Origin of the sequence: Nocardioides sp. SYSU D00065 (genome assembly GCF_017916425.1) — a bacterium.
Taxonomy (GTDB): domain Bacteria; phylum Actinomycetota; class Actinomycetes; order Propionibacteriales; family Nocardioidaceae; genus Nocardioides.
This window is the reverse complement of record NZ_JAFMSX010000002.1, coordinates 703456-718696: the sequence shown is the minus strand read 5'-3', so window position 1 is coordinate 718696 and position 15241 is coordinate 703456. Positions and strand designations below refer to the sequence as shown.

Below are 15241 nucleotides of genomic sequence, written 5' to 3'. Positions count from 1 at the left end.
GCGACCGGCGACAACGCGAGCCGCTCAGGGGGCGATGACCAGCTCGGCGATGAGGCCGTCGACGAGGGTGAAGCGGTAGCGGAGCTCGACCACGCCGCCGGGGAAGTCGCCCTCCAGCCGGTTGACGGCCACCCAGTGGGCGTCGTCGACGCGTTGGGCGTCGATCAGCTCGGTCGTGTAGGTGTACTCAGCGCCGGCGCCGCGGAGGAAGTCGAGGACCTCGGCGGTGCCGCGGAACGTCCGGCCGTCGTCCACGACCTCGGCGGTGGCGGCGAAGGTGCGCGCCGCACGCTCGGTGTCGCGGGCGGCGTGGGCGTCGAGGAAGGTGCGGACGGGGGCGGGCAGCTGCGTCGTGGATGTCGTCATGCCGCAACGGTGCGGCGTACGTCCGGGCGAGGGTCAAGCGCTGGACCCTCCCGCAGGGGGAGGGTGCACACTGCGGGCATGCTGGCGATCGGTGAGTTCTCCCGCCTGACGCACCTGAGCGTCCGGACGCTGCGTCGCTACCACGACGCGGACCTCCTGGTCCCCGCCACGGTGGACCCCGCGACCGGCTACCGCTACTACAGCGCCGAGCAGATCCCGACCGCCCAGGTCATCCACCGCCTGCGCGAGCTCGACGTCCCGCTCACCGAGGTCCGGAGCATCCTGCGCACCCCCGATCCCGGCGCCCGTGCCGCCCTCGTCGCGGATCACCTCCGTCGGCTCGAGGCCGAGCTCGACCGCACGCGCGCCGCCGTGACGTCGCTGCGCCGCCTGCTGGCACCGGAGCCGGCGCCCGTGGAGGTGGAGCTGCGCTCGGTGCCCGGCAGCACGGTGGCGGCCGTCGAGGCGGACGTCGACCTCGACGACGTCCTCGCCTGGTACGCCGGCGCCATGGCCGAGCTCGACGCGGCGGTCGAGGAGCCGACCGGTCCGCCTGGCGGGCTCTACGACAACGCCCTGTTCGAGGTCGGCCACGGTCACGCGCTGGTGCACCGCCCGACGAGCCGGCCTCCGACCCGCGGTCGGGTGCACCCGGTGAGGCTGCCCTCCGTCGAGCTGGCCGTCGCGACGCACGTCGGCGGCCACGAGGACATCGAGGTCACCTACGGGGAGGTCGGCGCCTGGGTCGTGGCCAACGCGCTCGCGGTGGCCGGGCCGGTGCGCGAGACGTACCTGGTCGGCCCGCGGGACACCGCGGACCCGTCGCAGTGGCGCACCGAGATCGGGTGGCCGGTCTTCCGGGTCGCCGAGCCCCTCCACGGCGCGCCCGGGCTTGCTCCGGCCGCCTCTGTCAGTGAGGATTGACTCAACATCGACTGACTGAATCGGGGCGGCATGGAGCTCGACGCGCGGGTAGCGGCCCTGTCCGCGCTGGCGGACCCGGTCCGGCTGCGCATGGTGGACGTGCTCGTTGCCGGTGACGCTTCCCCGGGCGAGCTGCGCCAGCAGCTGGACCTCCCGTCGAACTTGGTGGCCCACCACGTCAAGGTGCTGCAGGACGCGGGCCTCGTGTCCCGCCACCGCTCGCACGCGGACCGGCGGCGCACCTATCTCCGGCTGCACCGTGACGGACTCACCGGCTTGCTGCCGGGCGCGACGGACGGCGCCGGTGCGGCGGAGCGGGTGGTGTTCGTGTGCACCGCCAACTCGGCGCGCTCCCAGTTCGCCGCCGCGCTGTGGCAGCGGGCGAGCCCGATCCCCGTCGCCTCGGGCGGCACCCGCCCGGGACCGGCGATCGCCCCCGCGGCGGTCTCGGCCGCCCGCCGGCACGGACTGACCCTGGTGCAGGAGCGGCCGCGGTCGGTGGACGGCCTGCTCCGCGACGGCGACTACGTCGTGACCGTGTGCGACGCCGCCCACGAGGAGCTCGGGCCCGCCGGGCCCAGCACCCGGCTGCAGCTGGCTGGGACGAGCCACTGGTCCGTGCCCGACCCGCTCGCCGAGGGCACCGATGCCGCCTTCGACGCCGTCTACGACGACATCGCCGTCCGCGTCGCCGACCTCGCGCCGCGCCTCGACGCCGCGGCGCAGCGAGGCATCCCGCACGCCCCCTCCGAGAAGGACGCATGACACACACCACGCCCGACACACCCCACAGCAGCGCCGCCCGGACCCGGACGGACGCCGGCGACGACGTCCTGCACCGCCTCTCCACGCTCGACCGGTTCCTCCCCGTGTGGATCGGCGTCGCGATGCTCGGCGGGCTGCTGCTCGGCCGCTGGCTCCCCGGTCTCGGCGACGCCCTCGCGGCGGTGGAGGTCGGCTCGGTGTCGCTACCCATCGCGATCGGGCTGCTGGTGATGATGTACCCGGTCCTGGCGAAGGTCCGCTACGACGAGCTCGGGCACGTCACCGGCGACCGGCGCATGCTCGCCACGTCCATCGTCCTCAACTGGGTGCTGGGGCCGGCGCTGATGTTCGCCCTCGCCTGGCTGATGCTGCCCGACCTGCCCGAGTACCGCACCGGCCTCGTCATCGTCGGCCTCGCGCGCTGCATCGCGATGGTGCTGATCTGGAACGACCTCGCGTGTGGCGACCGCGAAGCCGCGGCGGTCCTCGTCGCGCTCAACGCGGTCTTCCAGATCGTCGCCTTCGCGGTCCTCGGCTACTTCTACCTCGAGGTCCTTCCCGGCTGGCTCGGCCTCGAGCAGTCGGCCCTCGACGTGTCCATGTGGTCCATCGCGAAGTCGGTCCTGGTCTTCCTCGGCATCCCGCTCCTGGCCGGGTTCCTCACCCGCACACTCGGCGAGCGCGCCAGGGGGCGCGAGTGGTACGAGGAGAGGTTCCTTCCCCGCATCGGCCCGAGCGCCCTGTACGGGCTGCTGTTCACCATCGTGCTGCTCTTCGCCCTCCAGGGCGACACCATCACCCACCAGCCCCTCGACGTCGCGCGCATCGCGCTGCCGCTGCTGGCGTACTTCCTGCTCATGTGGGGCGGCTCGATGCTGCTCACGAAGGCGCTCGGCCTCGACTACGAGCGCGCCACCGCCGTGTCGTTCACGGCGGCGGGCAACAACTTCGAGCTGGCCATCGCGGTGGCCATCGGCGTCTTCGGCGTCACCTCCGGCCAGGCACTGGCAGGCGTCGTCGGGCCCCTCATCGAGGTGCCCGTGCTGGTCGGCCTGGTCTACGTCAGCCTCTGGGCGCGGCGCTGGTTCCGGCCCGCACCCGGCGAGACGACCCCCACCCCCGCCACGACTGGAGCATGACGATGAGCGACCTCGACACCACGTCCGCCGCCGCGGCCGCCTCGAGCGCTGCTGTCCCGCAGGTGGTGTTCGCCTGCGTCCGCAACGGTGGCCGCTCGGTCATCTCGCGGGTCCTGGCCGAGCACTACGCCCGCGGCCGGGTGCTCGCGCTGTCGGCCGGCACCCAGCCGGGCGAGCACATCCACCCCGAGGTCGCGCAGGCGCTGGAGAGGCTCGGCCTGGACACGTCGGCCGAGACGCCGACGAGGCTGACCCGCGAGACGATCGAGGCCTCCGTCATGGCCATCACCCTCGGCTGCGGCGAGGAGTGCCCCTACGTCCCCGGCGTGCGGTACGTCGACTGGCCGGTCGCGGACCCCGGCGGCCAGGACGAGGAGACCGTGCGCGCCGTCATCGCCGACATCGACGGGCGCGTCCGCGCGCTCCTCCGCGAGCTCGTCCCCGACATCGACCTGCCGCCGTCGGTCCTGGCGAGGCCCGGCCGGCGCCCTCGGGCATCTGGGTGATCCGCAGGCCGCGGGACGCGGGCGGCTCCCCTGCCGTCAGTCCCTCGGCCCGTCCTCAGCCGTCGCGATCCCGGCGCCCCCGTCCGCTTCGCGCATCACGCGCTCGATGCCGGCCAGACCGAGTCGCAGGCCGGCGACCTCGGCGTCGGTGAGGCCGTGCACCACGTCGCGCCAGTGCCGCAGCTGCATGGCGGCGACCTCCTCGAGCGCCTCGCGACCCGCGGAGGTCGTGCGCAGGTGGAGGGCACGGCGGTCGTGCGGCGCCGGTTCCTGGACGAGGAGGTCGCGGGCCACGAGGCGCGACACGAGTCCCGACACGGTGGCGGCGCTGACGCCGAGGGCGTCGGCGACGGCGTGGGCCGTCATGGGAGAGCGGTACTCCACCAGCATGAGGACCTTCAGCTGCTGGATGGAGAGGTCCGTGGCCACGACCTCGTCCACCCGGACGGCGGCGGACGCCTCCTGCAGCCGTCGCGAGAGCTGCTCGACGGCGAGGACGTCGTCCTCACGATTGCTCACGCCATCGACCCTACCGTTAGCATCAGGCTAACGACTTGGCGGACCGCGGGTGCGCCCAGACACAGGAGCTGTTCTTCGTGGGCCATCTGGCGTCCTTCTCCCTGCGCAACCGCGCGCTCGTCGCACTCTCCACGGTCATGGTGGCCATCTTCGGCGTGCTGTCCATGGGCTCGCTCAAGCAGGAGCTGATCCCGAACCTGCAGTTCCCCGCCGTCGGGGTCGTCCTTCCCTACGCCGGCGCGTCACCGGAGGCCGTGGAGCAGGAGGTCACCCGGCCCGCCGAGCAGGCGCTGGCGGGCGTCGACGGACTCGAGCAGCTCGACTCCACGTCGTCCAGCGGCGTCTCCCTCGTCCTGGTCACCCTCGAGTACGGGACCGACCTCGACCGCGCGCAGCAGCAGGCCGAGAGCGCGATGAGCGGGGCGCAGGGCCTTCCGGAGTCGGTCGAGCCGGTCGTCTTCGCCGGCAGCTTCGACCAGTTCCCGGTGGTGCAGCTGGCGGTGACGTCGGACGCTGCTCCGGCCGAGCTCGCCGAGCGGATCGACCGCCTGGTCGTCCCGGAGCTCGAGGACGTCGAGGGCGTACGCCAGGTCGACGTCACCGGCGCTCCCACCGACCGCGTCGAGATCACCCTGACTCCCGACGCCCGCGAGCTGGGCGTGACCGCCGCCAGCGTGGGCGACGCGCTGTCCAACGCGTCGCTGATCCCCGCGGGCACCGTCGACGAAGCCGGGTCCAGCCTGTCGGTCCAGGTGGGCTCGACGCCGACCACCCTCGCCGAGCTGCGCCGGGTGCCCGTGTCCCTGCCTGATGCCGGGACGCGACCGCTCGGCCAGGTCGCCGAGGTCCGCACCGCGCAGACACCCCCGTCGTCCCACGCCCGCACCAACGGCGAGACCAGCCTGGCCGTCGCGATCACCAAGACCCCCGACGGCAACACCGTCGACATCTCCCACGCGGTCACCGAGCTGCTCCCGCAGCTGGAGGAGGACCTCGGCGACGGTGCCGAGTTCTCTGTCGCCTTCGACCAGGCACCCTTCATCGAGAAGTCCGTGGAGGACCTGACGACCGAGGGTGCGCTCGGGCTCTTCTTCGCCGTGCTCGTGATCTTGCTGTTCCTCTTCTCGGTCCGCTCGACCCTCGTCACCGCGCTGTCCATCCCGCTCTCGCTCCTGATCACGCTGATCGGCCTGCGGGTCGGCGGCTACACGCTCAACATCCTCACCCTCGGCGCCCTCACCGTGGCGATCGGCCGGGTGGTCGACGACTCGATCGTGGTCATCGAGAACATCAAGCGCCACCTCTCCTACGGGGAGGCCAAGGTCTCCGCCATCACCACCGCCGTGCGCGAGGTCGGCGGCGCCATCACGTCGTCCACGATCGCGACCGCGGCGGTGTTCCTGCCCATCGGCATCGTCGGCGGCCAGGTCGGCGAGCTCTTCCGTCCGTTCGCCGTGACCGTGGCGCTCGCGCTGCTCGCGTCCCTCCTGGTGTCGCTGACGATCATCCCGGTGCTGGCGTACTGGTTCCTCAAGAGCCCCGATGCGGTCGTGGACCCGGCCGAGGTCCGAGCGGCGGCCGAGGCGCGCGAGGATCGGTCGTGGCTGCGCCGGGCGTACGACCCCGCAGTCCGCTGGGTGGTCCGCCGTCCGTGGCGGACGGTCGCCGTCGCGCTCGTCGTGCTGATGGCGACCGCGGGGCTCACTCCCTTCATCAAGACCAACTTCCTCGGCAGCAGCGGCCAGAACACGCTGACGGTCACCCAGGAGCTCGAGCCCGGTGCCACGCTCGCACGGCAGGACGCGGCCGCCCGCGAGGTCGAGGCGGTCCTCCTCGAGGACGACGAGGTCGAGACCGTCCAGACCACTGTCGGTTCCGGCGAGGGGATGGCCGCCGTCTTCAGCGGTGGTGCCACGACCTTCGCTGTCACGCTCGGCGAGGACGTCGACAGCGAGGCCGCCGCCGAGCGGATCGAGTCCGACCTGACCGACGCGGCCGGCGACGTCGTCGTGACCTCCGGAGACGCCGGCTTCGCGTCCGAGCTGGAGCTCGTGGTCACCGCGACCGACCAGTCCCGGCTGGACGAGGCCGCTGAGCTCGTCGCGGCCGAGCTCGAGTCGGTGGACGGCGTGGGCACCGTGACCTCGGACGCGGCGACCGCCCAGCCCATCCTGTCGGTCCGCGCTCGCCCCGAGGCGGAGGCGTCGGGGCTCACCTCCGCGCTGCTGGGCGGCGTGGTCGCCCAGTCCCTCGCGCAGCCGCCGGTCGGCCAGGTCAGCGTCGGTGGCGAGCAGCTCGACGTCGTCGTGCTCACCGGCCGCAAGCCGGAGTCCCTCGCCGAGCTGCGCCGGCTACCCGTCGGTGACGGCGCCGTGCTCGGACAGGTCGCCGAGCTCGTCGAGCGGGACGTCGCGACCGCGATCACCCGCTCCGACGGCGAGCGCACCGTCACGATCACCGCCGAGCCGGCAGCCGACGACCTCGGCTCGGTGAACTCGGACGTCCAGGCGCTGGTCGAGGACCTCGCCCTCCCCGAGGGCACCGACGTCTCCATCGGCGGCGTCTCCGAGGACCAGGCCGAGGCGTTCGGACAGCTCGGTCTCGCCCTCCTCATCGCCATCGCGATCGTCTACGTCGTCATGGTGGCGACCTTCAGGTCACTCCTCCAGCCCCTGATCCTGCTGGTGTCCGTGCCGTTCGCGGCCACCGGCGCGATGCTGCTGCTGGCTGTCACGGGCATCCCGCTGGGCGTTCCGTCGCTGATCGGCGCCCTGATGCTGGTCGGCATCGTCGTCACCAACGCCATCGTGCTCATCGACCTCGTCAACCAGCGCCGCGAGGCGGGCGCCACCATCGTCGAGGCACTGGCCGACGGGGGCGGCAAGCGAGTGCGCCCCATCGTGATGACCGCCCTCGCCACCGTCCTCGCCCTGACCCCGATGGCCTTCGGCGTCACCGGCGGCAGCGCGTTCATCTCCCAGCCGCTCGCCGTGGTCGTGATCGGCGGCCTGGTCTCGTCGACCGTCCTGACGCTGCTCCTCGTGCCGGCTCTCTACCTGCTGGTCGAGCGACGCAAGGAGCGGCGAGCGGTACGCCGCGCAGCACGGGAGCGGTCCGCTGCACCGGCCTGACGACGTGACGTCCCCCCACCCGGCTGCAACCGCCACCGCCCCGGACCCGACGCGGGCGCGCGCGTACGGGTTCCTCGTCGCCAACGCGATCGTCATGGGCGCGTTGGCCTTCGCCGCGAGCCTGGCCCTCGACCGACCGATCGCCGACCCGGAGGGCAGCTTCCTCGGGCCCTCCTGGGTGCGGCTTCCCGTGCTGTGCGCAGCGGCGATCGTCGCCGACCTGTTGCCGCGGGCGCTGTGGCAGGGCCGCCTCCACCCCGCGCGGACCGTCGACGCCGTCCGGCACCGGGTGCGGACGCACTGGACCGCGCCCCGGCTGCGTCTGGTCGTCGTCGGGATCTCCGCGTTCTACGTGATCTACGTGTCCTACCGGAACCTGAAGTCGGTCCTGCCGCTGGTCCGCGACGTCAAGTACGACCGGGAGCTGCGCAGGCTCGACCAGCTCGTGCTCCTCGGGCACGACCCCGCCACCCTGCTGCAGGACGTCCTGGGCACCGGCGTGACGGCACACCTGCTCTCCGCGGTCTACCTCACCTACATCCCGCTCGTGGCGGTCTTCGTCACCGTCTGGCTCGTCTGGTCGAACAACATCCGCTACGGCTGGTGGTTCGTCACCGCGCAGGGCATCGCGTGGACCCTGGGAACGGCGTCGTACTACCTCGTGCCCACGCTCGGTCCCGGACTCATGTACCCCTGGTTGACCTCCGACCTCACGCCCAACGGAACCTCCGACCTCATGGACTCGCTGGTCCACGCCCGGCAGGGCTTCCTCTGGGGCGGCGGCGACTACCAGGGGGTGGCCGGGTTCGCGAGCCTGCACACCGCCATCGCCCTGCTGTGGGCCCTGATGGCTCGCGCGACGATCGCGAACCGGACGGTCCGCACCGTCCTGTGGATCAACTTCGCGGCCACGGTCGTGGCGACCCTGTACTTCGGGTGGCACTACCTCGCCGACGACGTCGCGGGCGTCGCCATCGCCATCGTTGCGTTCCGTGTCGGCGCGTGGGCCACGGGACACCGTCCCCCGGACCGGACATCACGTCGTCCCCGGCCCCGCCCTGCGCGCGGGTCAGAGCTCTGACTGGACCCCTGCAAGAAGCTGGCGTGCCATCACGATGCGCTGCACCTGGTTGGTGCCCTCGTAGATCTGGGTGATCTTCGCGTCGCGCATCATCCGCTCGACCGGGTAGTCGCGGGTGTAGCCGTAGCCGCCGAGCACCTGCACGGCGTTGACGGTCACCTCCATCGCGACGTCGGAGGCGAAGCACTTGGCGGCCGCCCCGAAGAACGTGAGGTCGTCGTCGCCGCGCTCGGAGCGTCCGGCCGCGGCATACGTCATCTGACGGGCCGCCTCGACCTTCATGCCCATGTCGGCGAGCATGAACTGCAGCCCCTGGAAGTCGGCGATCGAGCGGCCGAACTGCTGGCGCTGCTTGGCGTAGTCCAGGGCGTAGTCCAGGGCGCCCTGCGCGACGCCGACGGCCTGCGCGGCGATGGTGACGCGGGTGTGGTCGAGGGTCTTCATCGCCGTTGCGAAGCCCGTGCCCTCCTCACCGATCATCCGGTCGGCGGGGATGCGGACGCGGTCGAGGTAGACCTCGCGGGTCGGGGAGCCCTTGATGCCCAGCTTCTTCTCCGCGGCGCCGAAGGAGACGCCCTCGTCGGACTTCTCCACCACGAACGCGGAGATGCCGCCGCGAGTCCTCTTCTCGGGGTCGGTGACGGCCAGGACGGTGTAGAACTCCGACTCCCCGGCGTTGGTGATCCACCGCTTCACGCCGTCGAGCACCCACGCGTCACCGTCACGCACCGCACGGGTCTTCATGGAGCCCGCGTCGGAGCCCGCGTCGGGCTCGGACAGGCAGTACGAGAAGCCGCCCTCGCCCCGGGCCAGGGCGCCGAGGTAGCGGTGCTTGAGCCCCTCCGAGCCGGCGATCTGCACCGGCAGCGAGCCCAGCTTGTTGACCGCCGGGATCAGCGACGACGAGACGCAGGCTCGGGCCACCTCTTCGATGACCAGCACGGTGGCGAGCGCGTCGGCGCCCGCGCCGCCGTACTCCTCGGGCACGTGGGGGGCGTGGAAGTCCGCGGCGAGCAGGGCCTCCGCGGCCTCGCGTGGATAGCGCGCCTCCTCGTCCACCGCCGCCGCGAAGGGCGCGATCTTGGCGTCACAGAGGGCACGCACGGCCTCGCGGACGGCCTGGTGCTCCTCGGGGAGGGCGTAGAGGGTGTCGCTCATGGCACCCGATTCTAGGACGTCCATGCTTTCTGGAGGTGGGGTCTACGGTGTGGGCATGACCACTTCTGAGTCCCCCGCCCAGCGGTCGTGGCAGGACCCGGCGAGCGTCGACCTGATGCTCGACGAGCTCGAGACGTGGGCGGTGGTGGGCCTGTCCGGCGACCCGTCGCGCACGGCGTACTCGATCGCCGCGCTGCTCCAGGAGCGCGGCAAGCGCATCGTCCCCGTCCATCCGCAGTTCGCCGACCCCGGCGCACCGGCCGTGCTCGGCGAGCAGGGCTACGCGACCCTGGCCGAGATCCCGTTCGAGGTCGACGTCGTCGACGTGTTCCGCCGCTCCGAGGCGGCCGGCGAGTTCGCCGACCAGGCGGTCTCGATCGGGGCGAAGGGCGTGTGGTTCCAGCTCGGCGTCGTCGACGAGGATGCGTTCGAGCGCACCACGGCCGCGGACGTGCCGATGGTCATGGACACCTGCCCGGCCATCGAGTGGCGCCGACGCGGACGCTGAGCCAGGGACCGGTGGGTCACACGACACCCATCGCGAGCATCGCGTCGGCCACCCGGATGAAGCCCGACACGTTGGCACCGAGCACGTAGTCGCCCGGCCGCCCGTAGTCGTCGGCGGCCTCCGCGCACCGCGCGTGGATGCCGGCCATGATCTCGGCCAGCCTGGTCTCGGCGTGGTCGTGGGTCCAGGAGTCGCGCGAGGCGTTCTGCTGCATCTCGAGCGCACTGGTCGCGACGCCGCCCGCGTTGGCCGCCTTGCCCGGCGCGAACAACACGCCGGCGTCCACGAAGGTCGCCACGCCGGCAGGGGTCGTCGGCATGTTGGCGCCCTCCGCGACCACCGTGCAGCCCTGCGCCACCAGCGTCCGGGCGGCGGTCTCGTCGAGCTCGTTCTCCGTCGCGCACGGCAGCGCGACGTCGCACGGCACGTCCCAGATCGACCCGCCGGCGAAGTACGACGCTCCGGACCGGCGCTCGGCGTACTCACTGATGCGGGCGCGCTCGACCTCTTTGACCTCCTTGAGCAGCGCGACGTCGACACCGGCCTCGTCGACGACGTAGCCCGCCGAGTCCGAGCACGCGACCACGGTCCCGCCGAGCTCGTGCACCTTCTCCACCGCGTAGATCGCCACGTTGCCCGAGCCGGAGACGACGACCTTCTTGCCGTCGAGGGACTCGCCGCGCTCGCGCAGCATCTCCTGCACGAAGAAGGCGGTGCCGTAGCCGGTGGCCTCCTTGCGGACCGCGGATCCACCCCAGCCGATGCCCTTGCCGGTCAGCACCCCGGACTCGTAGCGGTTGGTGATCCTCTTGTACTGGCCGAACAGGTAGCCGATCTCCCGCCCACCGACGCCGATGTCACCGGCGGGGACGTCGGTGTACTCCCCGATGTGGCGGTAGAGCTCGGTCATGAAGGACTGGCAGAACCGCATCACCTCGGCGTCGGAGCGGCCCTTCGGGTCGAAGTCCGAGCCGCCCTTGCCGCCGCCGATCGGCATGCCGGTGAGCGCGTTCTTGAAGACCTGCTCGAAGCCCAGGAACTTCACGATGCCGAGGTAGACGCTGGGGTGGAAGCGCAGGCCGCCCTTGTAGGGGCCGAGCGCGGAGTTGAACTCGACGCGGAAGCCCCGGTTGATCTCCACCCGGCCGGAGTCGTCGACCCACGGGACCCGGAAGATGATCTGCCGCTCCGGCTCGCAGATGCGCTCGATGACCCGGGCGTCGGCGTACTCCGGGTGTCGCGCGATGACCGGGCCGAGGCTGTCGAGCACCTCGCGCACGGCCTGGTGGAACTCGTCCTCACCGGGATTGCGGTGGACGACGAGGTCGTAGATCGAGTGCAGGCGGGGGTCGTCGACGGTCACCGTCGCACCCTAGGCAGACCGCCCCGCTCGCCGACACCCCCGGTCCCGGACCGCGGGCCGGGCGGTCACAGGGCGACCGTCGCCTCCGCCATCTCCACACCCAGCTGGCCAAGCGCCTCCTCCAGCACCCACTGCACGTCGAGGGTGTCGGCCAGCGGCATGACCGGGCTCTCGGTCAGGCCGGCCGCGAGGCAGCGCTGCACCTCCTCGGCCTGGTGGACGTAGCCGCGCCCGGTCGGCAGCGCCTCGACCGTGACCGGCTCCTGCCCGTTGCGGCGTACGACGACCTCGGTGGGGTGGTAGAACGGCGGCACCAGCTCGAGCGAGCCCTCGGTGCCCACGAGCAGCGCGCGACCCGGCGTCTGGCTGGCCAGCGAGCACGTGAGCGACGCGGCGCGCCCGTCGGCGTAGGACAGCTGGATCGCCGCGGACCGGTCGGCGCCGCTGGGATAGGTCGTGCCGGTGGCGGTGACGCCATCGGGGCGGCCGAGGAAGTGCTGCGCCAGCGAGACGGGATAGACCCCGAGGTCCAGCAGCGCCCCGCCGCCCAGGGCGAGGTCGAAGAGCCGGCTGTCCGGGTCGTAGTCGCGATGGGCGCCGAAGTCGGCCTGCACCAGCAGCAGGTCGCCGATCCCACCGCCGGCGACCAGCTCGCGCGCGTGCACCAGCGCCGGCTGGAAGCGGGTCCACATCGCCTCCATGCAGAAGACCTGAGCGCGACGGGCGGCCGCGACGACCTCCTCGGCGCCCGCCAGCGTGGCCGTGAACGCCTTCTCGACGAGCAGCGCCGTGCCGCCCTCGATGGCGGCCAGCGCGAGGTCGCGGTGCTGCGGATGCGGCGTGGCCACGTAGACGACGTCGACCTCGCCGGCGCGGGCGGCGTCGAGGAGGTCGCGGTAGGTGCCCGAGCCCGGAGCGCCGAAGCGCGCCGCGAAGTCGGCCGCCGAGTCCGGCGAGCGGCTGCCGACGAACGCGATCTCGGCGTCCGGCACCAGCTGCAGGTCGGTGGCGAAGGCCGCGGCCATCCCCCCGGTCGCGGCGATTCCCCAGCGCGTCATGCAGGTCAACCTAGTGCGACCGGCGCCCGCGCACGGGTGCGGCCCGCGGTACGTCGCGCGGACCGGGGTTGAATGGACGGGTGCGCGACCTCCACGTCCCAGCCGGTCCCGGGCTGCCCGACGGCCTGGTCGTGCCCGCGACCGAGCTGGTCGAGCGGTTCTCGCGCTCGCCGGGCCCCGGCGGGCAGTCGGTCAACACGACGGACTCCCGGGTGGAGCTCGACTACGACGTCCGCACCTCGAGCGCGCTCACCGAGGCGCAGCGGGCGCGCGCGCTGCGGCGCTGGCCCGACGGCCGGATCTCGATCGCCGCCTCCGAGCACAGGTCGCAGCACCGCAACCGGGTCGCGGCCCGCGAGCGGCTGGCCGACCTCCTGCGCGAGGCCCTCGCGCCCCCGCCGCCCCCGCGGCGACCGACCCGGCCCAGCCGCGGGGCCCGCGAGCGGCGGCTGCAGGCCAAGAAGCAGCGCGCGCAGACCAAGTCCCTGCGCGGCCGGGTGCGCGACTAGAAGCCCAGCCGGCGCTCGGCGCCGGCAGCCGCCCGGCGTACGACGTCGCCCTTGGCGTGGGCGGTCTCGGCGAGCGAGGCCTGGTAGTCGACGAGGCGCTGCTGCAGCTCGGGGTCGCTCGTCGCGAGGATCCGCGCGGCCAGGATGCCGGCGTTCTTGGCGTTGCCGATGGCCACCGCCGCCACCGGGATCCCGCCGGGCATCTGCACGATGGACAGCAGGGAGTCCATGCCGTCGAGGTACTTCAGCGGCACGGGCACGCCGATCACCGGCAGCGGCGTCACCGAGGCGAGCATGCCGGGCAGGTGCGCCGCTCCCCCGGCGCCCGCGACGACGACCGACAGGCCGCGCAGGTGCGCCTGGCGGCCCCACTCGATCATCTCGGTCGGCATCCGGTGCGCGGAGACCACGTCGGCCTCCCACGCGACGCCGAGCTCGGACAGGATCTCCCCGGCGGCCTGCATGACCGGCCAGTCGGAGTCCGAGCCCATCACGATGCCGACGCGTGCCGTCGCGCCGCCGACCTGCTCATTCATCTGCTGACCCATCCGTCGTCACTCGCTCTCGTCGCCCAGGTCGCCGCGGAACCACGCGGCGGCGTGCCGCGCGCGCTCGAGGCAGTCGTCGAGGTCGTCGCCGTAGGCGTTGACGTGGCCGACCTTGCGTCCGGCGCGCAGGTCCTTGCCGTAGAGGTGCACCCGCAGCTGCGGGTCGCGTGCCATCGCGTGCGGCAGGCCGTCGTAGAGGCGACCGGTGTCGGCCGGGCCGCCGAGGATGTTCACCATCACCGTCCAGCGGCTGCGGGGGGCCGGCGAGCCGAGCGGGAGGTCCATCACGGCGCGCAGGTGGTTCTCGAACTGCGACGTCACCGCTCCGTCCTGCGACCAGTGGCCGGTGTTGTGCGGGCGCATGGCGAGCTCGTTGACCAGGATCCGGCCGTCGACGGTCTCGAAGAGCTCGACGGCCAGGATGCCCGTGACGTCGAGCGCGCCGGCGATGCGCAGCGCGATCTCCTGCGCCTGACCGGCCAGGGCGGGCGAGAGGTCCGGCGCCGGGGCGACCACCTCGTGGCAGATGCCGTCGAGCTGGGTCGAGGCGACGACCGGGTACGCCGCGGCCTGCCCGCTCGGGGAGCGCGCGACGAGCGCGGAGAGCTCGCGGCGGAAGTCGACGAGCTCCTCGGCCAGCACCTCGACGCCGGCAGCCGCGGCGGCCGCGAAGGCCGTCTGCGACTCCTCGAGGCTCCGCACGACCCACACGCCCTTGCCGTCGTAGCCGCCGCGCGTGGTCTTCAGCACGCAGGGCAGCCCGAAGGCCTCCACGTCGGCCTGCGAGGTGACCACTGCGTTGCGCGGGCACGGCACGTCGAGCTCGGCGAGCCGGCGACGCATCACCGCCTTGTCCTGGGCGTGGACGAGCGCCTCCGGCCCCGGGCGCACGGCGACACCGTCCGCGGCGAGCGCGTGCAGGTGCTCGGTGGGCACGTGCTCGTGGTCGAAGGTCACCACGCTCGCACCCTCGGTGACCCGGCGCAGGGTCGCCAGGTCGCGGTGGTCGCCGACGAGCTGGTCGGGGATGACCTGCGCCGCCGACACCCCCTCGGCCTCGGCGAGCAGCCGCAGCGGCAGGCCGAGCGCGATGGCGGGCTGAGCCATCATCCGGGCGAGCTGGCCGCCCCCGATGACGGCGAGCGTGGGAGCGCGGTGCGAACCGGTCGAGGACACGGCGCGAGCCTATAGAAGGCGACGGCGGCCGCGCCGCCCGGCTCAGCCGGCGACCGGGCGCGCGGTCGGCTCGAAGCGCAGGCCCCGGCCGCGGTGGGTGGTGATCAGGGTCGGGTTGCGCGGGTCGTCGTCGAGCTTGCGGCGCAGCCAGCCCAGGTGCACGTCGATGGTCTTGGAGCTGGTGTAGAACGACGCCTGCCACACCTCGGCCATCAGCTCGTTGCGGGTGACGATGTCCCCGGCACGCCCCATCAGGGCGTGCAGCAGCTGGAACTCCTTGCGCGAGAGCTTGATCTCACGGTCGCCCCGCCACACCCGACGCGTGGTCGGGTCCAGTCGCACGTCTTGCACATCCAGCACGGTGCCGAAGGTAGGGATGCCGTGCCGCCGCGGTGGTCCTTATGGGTGAATTGCCGCAAGTGGTCTGGTCCACCTGGCGCGCGCCCTGCATCGCCCGCCCCCGAGGCGGCGCCGAGCCCGCCGGCGAGGG

At 72.8% G+C, this 15241-nt stretch carries 16 protein-coding genes; 8 read left to right on the top strand and 8 right to left on the bottom strand.

Features of this window, described 5'->3' with window-relative positions; genetic code table 11:
• Positions 1 to 24 precede the first annotated feature (24 nt).
• Positions 25 to 366, bottom strand: a complete 342-nt coding sequence (locus J3P41_RS11490; protein ID WP_210650422.1) for a DUF4440 domain-containing protein — start codon at positions 364 to 366, stop codon at positions 25 to 27.
• A 78-nt stretch (positions 367 to 444) separates the two neighbouring features.
• Here J3P41_RS11490 and J3P41_RS11485 point away from each other — a divergent pair, with 78 nt between their 5' ends.
• The 4 genes from J3P41_RS11485 to J3P41_RS11470 are packed head-to-tail and all read left to right on the top strand — an operon-like array spanning position 445 to position 3700.
• Positions 445 to 1290 carry a MerR family transcriptional regulator gene (locus J3P41_RS11485; protein ID WP_210650421.1) on the top strand — a complete coding sequence of 282 codons (846 nt, stop codon included), beginning with the start codon at positions 445 to 447 and terminating at the stop codon, positions 1288 to 1290.
• A 30-nt stretch (positions 1291 to 1320) separates the two neighbouring features.
• Positions 1321 to 2055 carry a helix-turn-helix domain-containing protein gene (locus J3P41_RS11480; protein WP_210650420.1) on the top strand — a complete coding sequence of 245 codons (735 nt, stop codon included), beginning with the start codon at positions 1321 to 1323 and terminating at the stop codon, positions 2053 to 2055.
• Positions 2052 to 3194, top strand: a complete 1143-nt coding sequence (gene arsB / locus J3P41_RS11475; protein ID WP_282594899.1) for an ACR3 family arsenite efflux transporter — start codon at positions 2052 to 2054, stop codon at positions 3192 to 3194. Before J3P41_RS11480 ends, arsB begins: the two co-directional genes overlap by 4 nt.
• Positions 3195 to 3196: 2 nt before the next feature.
• Positions 3197 to 3700: a low molecular weight phosphatase family protein gene (locus J3P41_RS11470; RefSeq protein WP_210650419.1), complete on the top strand. Its 504-nt coding sequence runs from the start codon at positions 3197 to 3199 to the stop codon at positions 3698 to 3700.
• Between the two features lie 36 nt (positions 3701 to 3736).
• Here the strand turns inward: J3P41_RS11470 and J3P41_RS11465 are convergent, their stop codons facing one another.
• Complete coding sequence (locus J3P41_RS11465; protein ID WP_210650418.1) at positions 3737 to 4219, bottom strand: MarR family winged helix-turn-helix transcriptional regulator; 483 nt, start codon at positions 4217 to 4219, stop codon at positions 3737 to 3739.
• Between the two features lie 35 nt (positions 4220 to 4254).
• Between J3P41_RS11465 and J3P41_RS11460 the strand changes: the two genes are divergently transcribed.
• Both J3P41_RS11460 and J3P41_RS11455 read left to right on the top strand, forming a co-directional pair.
• Positions 4255 to 7350, top strand: a complete 3096-nt coding sequence (locus J3P41_RS11460) for an efflux RND transporter permease subunit (protein WP_210650417.1) — start codon at positions 4255 to 4257, stop codon at positions 7348 to 7350.
• A gap of 4 nt (positions 7351 to 7354) precedes the next feature.
• The gene (locus tag J3P41_RS11455) at positions 7355 to 8431 is read left to right on the top strand and encodes a phosphatase PAP2 family protein (RefSeq protein WP_210650416.1); all 1077 of its coding nucleotides are present in this window, start codon (positions 7355 to 7357) and stop codon (positions 8429 to 8431) included.
• On the opposite strand, the gene J3P41_RS11450 is transcribed toward J3P41_RS11455, so the two are convergent.
• Positions 8420 to 9589, bottom strand: a complete 1170-nt coding sequence (locus J3P41_RS11450; RefSeq protein ID WP_210650415.1) for an acyl-CoA dehydrogenase family protein — start codon at positions 9587 to 9589, stop codon at positions 8420 to 8422. The genes J3P41_RS11455 and J3P41_RS11450 overlap by 12 nt on opposite strands.
• A 55-nt stretch (positions 9590 to 9644) precedes the next feature.
• On the opposite strand from J3P41_RS11450, the gene J3P41_RS11445 reads away from it, so the two are divergent.
• Positions 9645 to 10097, top strand: a complete 453-nt coding sequence (locus J3P41_RS11445; protein ID WP_210650414.1) for a CoA-binding protein — start codon at positions 9645 to 9647, stop codon at positions 10095 to 10097.
• Between the two features lie 16 nt (positions 10098 to 10113).
• Here the strand turns inward: J3P41_RS11445 and gdhA are convergent, their stop codons facing one another.
• The gene (gdhA, locus tag J3P41_RS11440) at positions 10114 to 11439 is read right to left on the bottom strand and encodes an NADP-specific glutamate dehydrogenase (RefSeq protein ID WP_246862136.1); all 1326 of its coding nucleotides are present in this window, start codon (positions 11437 to 11439) and stop codon (positions 10114 to 10116) included.
• Between the two features lie 86 nt (positions 11440 to 11525).
• Complete coding sequence (locus J3P41_RS11435; RefSeq protein ID WP_210650412.1) at positions 11526 to 12518, bottom strand: Gfo/Idh/MocA family protein; 993 nt, start codon at positions 12516 to 12518, stop codon at positions 11526 to 11528.
• Between the two features lie 80 nt (positions 12519 to 12598).
• Between J3P41_RS11435 and arfB the strand changes: the two genes are divergently transcribed.
• Positions 12599 to 13027, top strand: coding sequence for an alternative ribosome rescue aminoacyl-tRNA hydrolase ArfB (gene arfB, locus J3P41_RS11430; protein ID WP_210650411.1), 429 nt, complete (start codon positions 12599 to 12601; stop codon positions 13025 to 13027).
• Here arfB and purE read toward each other — a convergent pair.
• From purE to J3P41_RS11415, 3 genes are read right to left on the bottom strand one after another with little or no spacing between them, the layout of a single operon-like run.
• Positions 13024 to 13563 (bottom strand): 5-(carboxyamino)imidazole ribonucleotide mutase, encoded by a 540-nt coding sequence (gene purE / locus J3P41_RS11425; protein WP_246861937.1) that lies wholly within the window; start codon positions 13561 to 13563, stop codon positions 13024 to 13026. The two genes, arfB and purE, sit on opposite strands and share 4 nt — an antisense overlap.
• Positions 13564 to 13581: 18 nt before the next feature.
• Positions 13582 to 14751, bottom strand: a complete 1170-nt coding sequence (locus J3P41_RS11420; RefSeq protein WP_210650409.1) for a 5-(carboxyamino)imidazole ribonucleotide synthase — start codon at positions 14749 to 14751, stop codon at positions 13582 to 13584.
• A 42-nt stretch (positions 14752 to 14793) separates the two neighbouring features.
• Positions 14794 to 15111, bottom strand: a complete 318-nt coding sequence (locus tag J3P41_RS11415; protein ID WP_210650408.1) for a winged helix-turn-helix domain-containing protein — start codon at positions 15109 to 15111, stop codon at positions 14794 to 14796.
• Between the last annotated feature and the right edge of the window lie 130 nt (positions 15112 to 15241).